Raw genomic sequence first — 5,611 nt, 5'->3', positions numbered from 1 at the left:
TTCTCGGGAAAGGTGAAGTACTCGTGAAGCAGTCGGTAGCCCAGGAACGACCGCGCGGAGTAGTCGATCAGCCCCTCGTCGTGATCGAAGCCGACCGGGGCGATGGCGTCCGGCGCCAGCCCGATTTCACGCTGCTGGCCGGCATCGACGAAACTGACCGAGATTCGCGCCACGTTGTTGAACAACAGCTCGTAGAGCGGGTGCATGAGGGTGCCTTCCCCGTCGAGGAAGAATCTCAGGCGATCCATGCCCAGCTTGCCGAAATCGGTATTGCCGAGACTCTCGAGCGACAAGGTCAGCTTGGCGACGTTGTCGTTGCCGTGGGCATTGAATGACGAGCGCTCCAGCCGGGTCAGTTCGGCGCCGCTCACCGCCACCGGCCAGACATCCACCGGGTAGCAGGTGCGGAAGCGGCAGAAGGAGTCCTCCACCGGGCGCGAGTGCAGCGCCGTGTGCCGGGGCAGGTGATAAGCGCCGGTCAGGGAAGTCTTTGCGCCCGGGTCGAACTCGACGATCGACAGTGCCGGGGTCGGACGCAGGTAGTGGGGGTAGAGAACGTCGAGAAACGCCTCGACGATCTCGGGGAAGTCGTCGTCGAGCTTCTTGTGCACCCGGGCGCTGAGGAAGGCGAAAGACTCGATCATCCGCTCGGCGTGGGGATCCTCGCAGTAGTCCCCCTCGAGCAGCAGTCGCGAGGCGATTTTCGGATACCGTTGAGCGAACTCCTGACCCAGAAAACGCAGGTGGGAGAGTTCCTTCTCGTAGTAGGGCAGCAGGTCGTCGAGCATCAGATCAGGTTCTGCACCTTGTATTGGCGAGTGTTGACTTGCAGTACGGCATCGAAGGCCACGCGCTGGCTCGCTTCACTCAGCGACAGCACGGCTTCGATGCGGAACTGGAGAATACGGTCGTGACTATCCTGGTTGAGCAGTTGTACGCGCACGCTGCTGAAGCGCTTGTCGCCCTGTTCGATGGTCCGTTCGAGCTGACGCTGGATCAGGCGCCGGTCCTCGGTGCTGCGGACGCCACGGCTGATGAAGTCCGGCAGGCCGTAGTCGAGAAGGGTGCCCTGCAGTGACGGCCAGCCATCCAGCCCGTCGGCCACCAGTTCCCGCCGGGTGTTGACCAGCAGTTCGAGATCGCGGACGACCGAGCTCTTGTAGTCGGCCAGCGAACAGCGATGACCGGGTTGCGCTTCTGTCGAGCGCTGCGGTTCATCGTCGAGTAGACGGTCGAGCAGCGTCGGAACCATCTGCAGGGGTTCGCTCATCTCATCCTCATCTCACGATGGATCGGCGGCGCTGGAAGAGGCGCCGAGTTCTCTGGTCATCGCCGCCAGATTCGCGAGCGGGCATCGGCACCCGGCCGATGCCCGCTCTCCGTACTGCGTATCAGGAGCCGCGAGTGGATTGCGGCAGCTCTGACACCAGGCGCAGCGACGCGGTCAGCTCATCGAGCTGATAGTGCGGGCGCAGGAAGGTCACCGCCTTGTAGGCGCCGGGCTTGCCAGGGACCTCGGCGACTTCCACGCGCGCTTCGCGCAGCGGGTACTTGGCCTTGGCTTCCTGGCCGGCATTGTCGTCCAGCAGCACGTACTGCGAGAGCCATTCGTTGAGGTAGTCCTCCACGTTCTGACGCGAGGCGAAGCTGCCGACCTTGTCGCGCATGATCGCTTTCATGAAGTGGGCGATGCGCGAGGTCGCGAAGATGTACTGCAGCTGCGAGGAGAGGCGCGCGTTGGCGTTGGCCACGTCGGTGTTGTACTGCTTGGGCAACTGGGCGGACTGGGTGCCGAAGAACGCGGCGTAGTCGGTGCCCTTGCAGTGCACCAGCGGGATGAAGCCCAGGTCGGACAACTCCTTCTCGCGACGGTCGGTGATGGAGATCTCGGTGGGGCACTTCAATGCCACTTCGCCGTCATCGGTCTGAAAGGTGTGGGTCGGCAGGTCCTCGACCAGGCCGCCACCCTCGACGCCGCGAATCGCCACGCACCAGCCGTACTTGGAGAACGCGTCGGTGACACGAGCGCCCATGGTGTAGGCGGCGTTCATCCACAGGTACTTGTTGTGGTCGCGACCGTCGACACTCTCGGTGAAGTTGAACTCCTCCACCGGTGTGGTCTCCTCGCCGTAGGGCAGGCGGCCGAGCACGTGGGGCAGCGTCAGGCCCACGTAGCGGGCGTCCTCCGAGTTGCGGAAGGACTTCCACTTGGCGTATTCGACGGTGTCGAAGATCTTGGAGAGATCCCGCGGCCCGGTCATGTCGGTGAACGAATCCCAGCCGAACAGCTCCGGCGAGGCCGAGGAGATGAACGGCGCATGCGCGGCGGCCGCGACGTGGGAAACCTGCTCCAGCAGGTACATGTCCTGCGGATGACGGCCGAACTCGTAGTCGCCGATCATCATGCCGAAGGGTGCGCCACCGAAGGTGCCGTACTCTTCCTCGTAGACCTTCTTGAACAGCGCGCTCTGATCGAACTCGGAGGCCGACTTGAGATCCTTGACCAGGTCCTTCTTGGACGCATTCAACATGTGGATCTTCATGTTGGTGCTGGTTTCGGACTGATCCGTCAGGTACTTGAGGCCGCGCCAGGACGCTTCGAGCTGCTGGAACTCGCTGGCGTGCATGACCTCGTTCAACTGATCCGAGAGCAGCGAGTCGATCTCGGCGATACGAGAGTCGAGGACCGCGATCAGATCCTTGCTCGGGGTGACCTCGCCCTCCAGCACCTGATTGACCAGCTCGTCGATCAGGTCTCGGGTGCGGGTGCGCTCGGTCTCCGAGCGAGCCACGCGGCTCTCGGAGATGATGCTGTCCAGCAGCGAAGTCTCCGGCGCGAAGACTTCCTGGGTTTCGGTCTGTGACGTGTTGTCGGTCTGATTGTCGGCCATGAAAGACTCCCGTTATTCCTTGTCGCTCTGCGGTTTCGCAGCGGCTTCACGACCCAGCTCTTCACCCAGGGCCTGGAGTTTGTCGGTGTTCTGCAGCACGTCCATCAACAGCTCTTCGAGCTTGTCGTTGCCGCCCATCTTGTTGCGCAGGTCGGCCAGCTTGTTGCGAACCTCCAGCAGCTTGCGCAGCGGCTCGACCTGACGCACGACTTCCTGCGGTTCGAAATCCTCCATGCGCTTGAAGTTGAGTTCGACCGGTAGCTGCGAGCCGTCGTTGGCGAGGGTGTTGTCGACCCGGTAGCTCAGGCGCGGCTTGACGCCCTTCATGACGCTGTCGAAGTTGTCGCGATCGACATTGACGAACTTGCGATCCTTCAGGCGCGGGAGGGGCTCCAGCGGGTTGCCCGAATAGTCACCCATGACGCCGACCACGAACGGCAGCTCTTTCTTCTCGATGCTGTCGCCGATCTCGACGTCGTAGGTCAGGTGAACTCGCGGTGCTCTCACGCGCGACAGCTTGTGTTGAGTACTTTCGTTCTTGGCCATGAAAGGATCCTCCCTTGAGATGGCGGCTTCGTTGGGTTCGAGGTTGTCGTATCCAGGTCGTGCTTCGCGGTCAGGCGGAAGGCGCCTCCCTGACAGCGGATATCAGCTGCTCCCGCAGGTCGTCCTGCATGGCATCGATCGCCTCCTCGGAGATCAGCTCTTCGAAACTGCGGCTGCCGGAGATTTCGGTGCTGTGGCGGATCACGTCGTCTTCCGGCAGCGTCGAGGCGATGGGGGAACTGATCACGCAGAAGGGGAGTTCGCCGAAATCGTCCAACTGCTGGAATCCGACCGGGAAGCGTAGCCCCTTGAACAGGCGACCCAGGCCACCGGCACGGCTGAAGCAGTGAAACAGCATCAGGTAGTGCACCACGAAACGGTGCAGTTCCGAGCCACTGCGATTGGGATCCTTCACCACCTGGCGGAAACGGCTCAGGTCGAACGACGAGTAACCCACGACCCAGCGGGCCGGGCTGGTCACGCGCACCGTGCCACCGCCCGGCAGGGCGTGGTCGTACTCCAGCGGGAACAGCTCAGGCGTGGAGTTGATGATGTTGAGGGGGACTTCGAGCTCGTTCATCAGGTTGAACGGACGCAGCGCCGCGTGCTTGTCGAACAGCGTGCGGAACTCCTTGAAGTGATGCTGGGTCTCCCGGCCGCTGCCGCGAGGCGCCCCCTGCAGATACTCGCCGAACAGCGGTTGAGGGCGCACCAGCGGCGCCAGGGTCGTGAGATAGTCCGCTGCCTGTGCCTTGAGCAAATCCGACACCATTCGCGTCTGCTTGCGCGAGCGGATGAAGCTATCAACATCGAAGGACTGCGTCATGATCGGTTCCCGGTGCGACGTCGTATCGTCGAGATGAACGTGGCCTCGAATTGGCTATCGATACCAGTCGTGTCACTCCATTGAACATTGACTTGAGACCCATTGTGCCGTGGGCGCCGAAAGACTCAATAGACTGACGATCAAGATTCTACCCATTAACAGAGAACGCAAACTATTGTATCGGAGAATCGATACGGTACTCCGAGGTTATCTGCTATTAATGTTGTAGGTGATCTCTTACATCCCGTGTAATTAAAGGTTATCCAGCCACTCTAGCACGAGTCACGGTTCAATTGTCCTCATCCGCTTCCTCCGCAGGCGACAGATCCGGGGTCAGCAGAGTGAGGGACACGCTGTTGCCGTCGTCGTCGAGTGTCGGCATGCCCTGGTCCGTCAGCGGCTGCAGGTTGCCGTTGTCCATCCGGATGTAGGCGCGGGCATCCCCCACCTCCGGCTGGAGTACGTAAATCTGTCTTTGAAAGTCGCTAATATCTTGATTTTTGGACCATTTTCCCCACTTTGACTTGACTCTTTCACCCCCTGGCGCGTCGATTCTGACCTCGTGCAGGTAGAAGCCGTCGGGGGCGCCGGTGATGGCGTCTCGCTGCAGTATCAGGTCGGTATCGATCCCGCGGCAATCATCGCAAGGCAGCGTTCCCTCGAAGCGTTCGGTAGCCTTGACGTAATTGACCTTGGAGTGAGGGCCGGCTGCGCAAGCGCTGAGCAGCAGGCAAGCCACTGCCGGAGCCCATTTAACGGACTGTGCTTTCATGTGTCGATCTCAAGCTTTTTGTAAATAAATGTTTCTGAGTAAGCCAATGTTAAATTCGACGCTTATTATAGCCATTAAATCTGGTAGGGTGTGTGGCTCACGGGATAAATTGATGCCGATTCTTCTGCGGCACTCAGACTCCGTGAGCTTTCCGGGGACTAAATAATAGAGTGAATGAGACGGCAATGATGGCGTCCGTACGCGTTTTGGGATTGGGTTTGTGCATGGTTCTGCTGGCCGGTTGCGGTGTGGCCGATCGTGTCGGCAACCGCTTCGGCGATACGTGGGCCGGCGATCTGTTCGGCAATCAGGAGCGGGTGCGAGTCACCATCGACAGCGACGATTCGGTCAACCCGGATGTCGATGGCGAACCCTTGTCCGTCGTGGTCAGAATCTACCAGCTCAGCGAACAACCACCCTTCGCCACCGCCTCGCCACGCCAGCTGTGGAGCGAGGGCGAGGATGTGCTTGGCAACAGTCTGCTCTCCCAGCGCGAGGTGACGCTGCTGCCGGGGGAGCAGAAGGTGGATGTCGCGGCCCTGGCACCCAATGCTCAGTTTGTCGGTGTCGCCGCCT

7 protein-coding genes are annotated in these 5,611 nt (G+C 61.0%); 1 reads left to right on the top strand and 6 read right to left on the bottom strand.

Going from position 1 to position 5,611, the window contains the following annotated elements; genetic code table 11:
• The 6 genes from tssF to AC3AYF_RS12110 all read right to left on the bottom strand — a co-directional run.
• The coding region (gene tssF, locus AC3AYF_RS12135) for a type VI secretion system baseplate subunit TssF (RefSeq protein WP_487779785.1) at positions 1–788 on the bottom strand (788 nt) is incomplete at its 3' end.
• Positions 788–1,270 (bottom strand): type VI secretion system baseplate subunit TssE, encoded by a 483-nt coding sequence (gene tssE / locus AC3AYF_RS12130; protein WP_295039633.1) that lies wholly within the window; start codon positions 1,268–1,270, stop codon positions 788–790. The genes tssE and tssF, both read right to left, overlap by 1 nt.
• A 121-nt stretch (positions 1,271–1,391) precedes the next feature.
• Positions 1,392–2,891, bottom strand: a complete 1,500-nt coding sequence (gene tssC / locus AC3AYF_RS12125; protein WP_110598245.1) for a type VI secretion system contractile sheath large subunit — start codon at positions 2,889–2,891, stop codon at positions 1,392–1,394.
• A gap of 12 nt (positions 2,892–2,903) precedes the next feature.
• Entirely contained in the window at positions 2,904–3,437 is a 534-nt protein-coding gene (gene tssB / locus AC3AYF_RS12120; RefSeq protein ID WP_110598244.1) for a type VI secretion system contractile sheath small subunit, read from the bottom strand.
• A 70-nt stretch (positions 3,438–3,507) separates the two neighbouring features.
• On the bottom strand, positions 3,508–4,263 hold the full coding sequence (locus tag AC3AYF_RS12115) for a hypothetical protein (RefSeq protein ID WP_295039628.1): 756 nt from the start codon (positions 4,261–4,263) through the stop codon (positions 3,508–3,510).
• 289 nt (positions 4,264–4,552) lie between these two features.
• Positions 4,553–5,035 (bottom strand): copper resistance protein NlpE N-terminal domain-containing protein, encoded by a 483-nt coding sequence (locus AC3AYF_RS12110; RefSeq protein WP_295039626.1) that lies wholly within the window; start codon positions 5,033–5,035, stop codon positions 4,553–4,555.
• A 224-nt stretch (positions 5,036–5,259) separates the two neighbouring features.
• Here AC3AYF_RS12110 and tssJ point away from each other — a divergent pair.
• The coding region (tssJ, locus tag AC3AYF_RS12105; RefSeq protein ID WP_487779784.1) for a type VI secretion system lipoprotein TssJ at positions 5,260–5,611 on the top strand (352 nt) is incomplete at its 3' end.

The sequence above is a fragment of the Salinicola sp. genome (assembly GCF_982684285.1).
This window is presented reverse-complemented; position numbering and strand designations above follow the sequence as displayed.

What these genes read in the sequence shown, in the direction of transcription:
- tssE (WP_295039633.1), bottom strand. Translation starts at nt 1,270, where the DNA reads ATGAGCGAACCCCTGCAGATGGTTCCGACGCTGCTCGACCGTCTACTC.
- tssC (WP_110598245.1), bottom strand. Translation starts at nt 2,891, where the DNA reads ATGGCCGACAATCAGACCGACAACACGTCACAGACCGAAACCCAGGAA.
- tssB (WP_110598244.1), bottom strand. Translation starts at nt 3,437, where the DNA reads ATGGCCAAGAACGAAAGTACTCAACACAAGCTGTCGCGCGTGAGAGCA.
- AC3AYF_RS12115 (WP_295039628.1), bottom strand. Translation starts at nt 4,263, where the DNA reads ATGACGCAGTCCTTCGATGTTGATAGCTTCATCCGCTCGCGCAAGCAG.
- AC3AYF_RS12110 (WP_295039626.1), bottom strand. Translation starts at nt 5,035, where the DNA reads ATGAAAGCACAGTCCGTTAAATGGGCTCCGGCAGTGGCTTGCCTGCTG.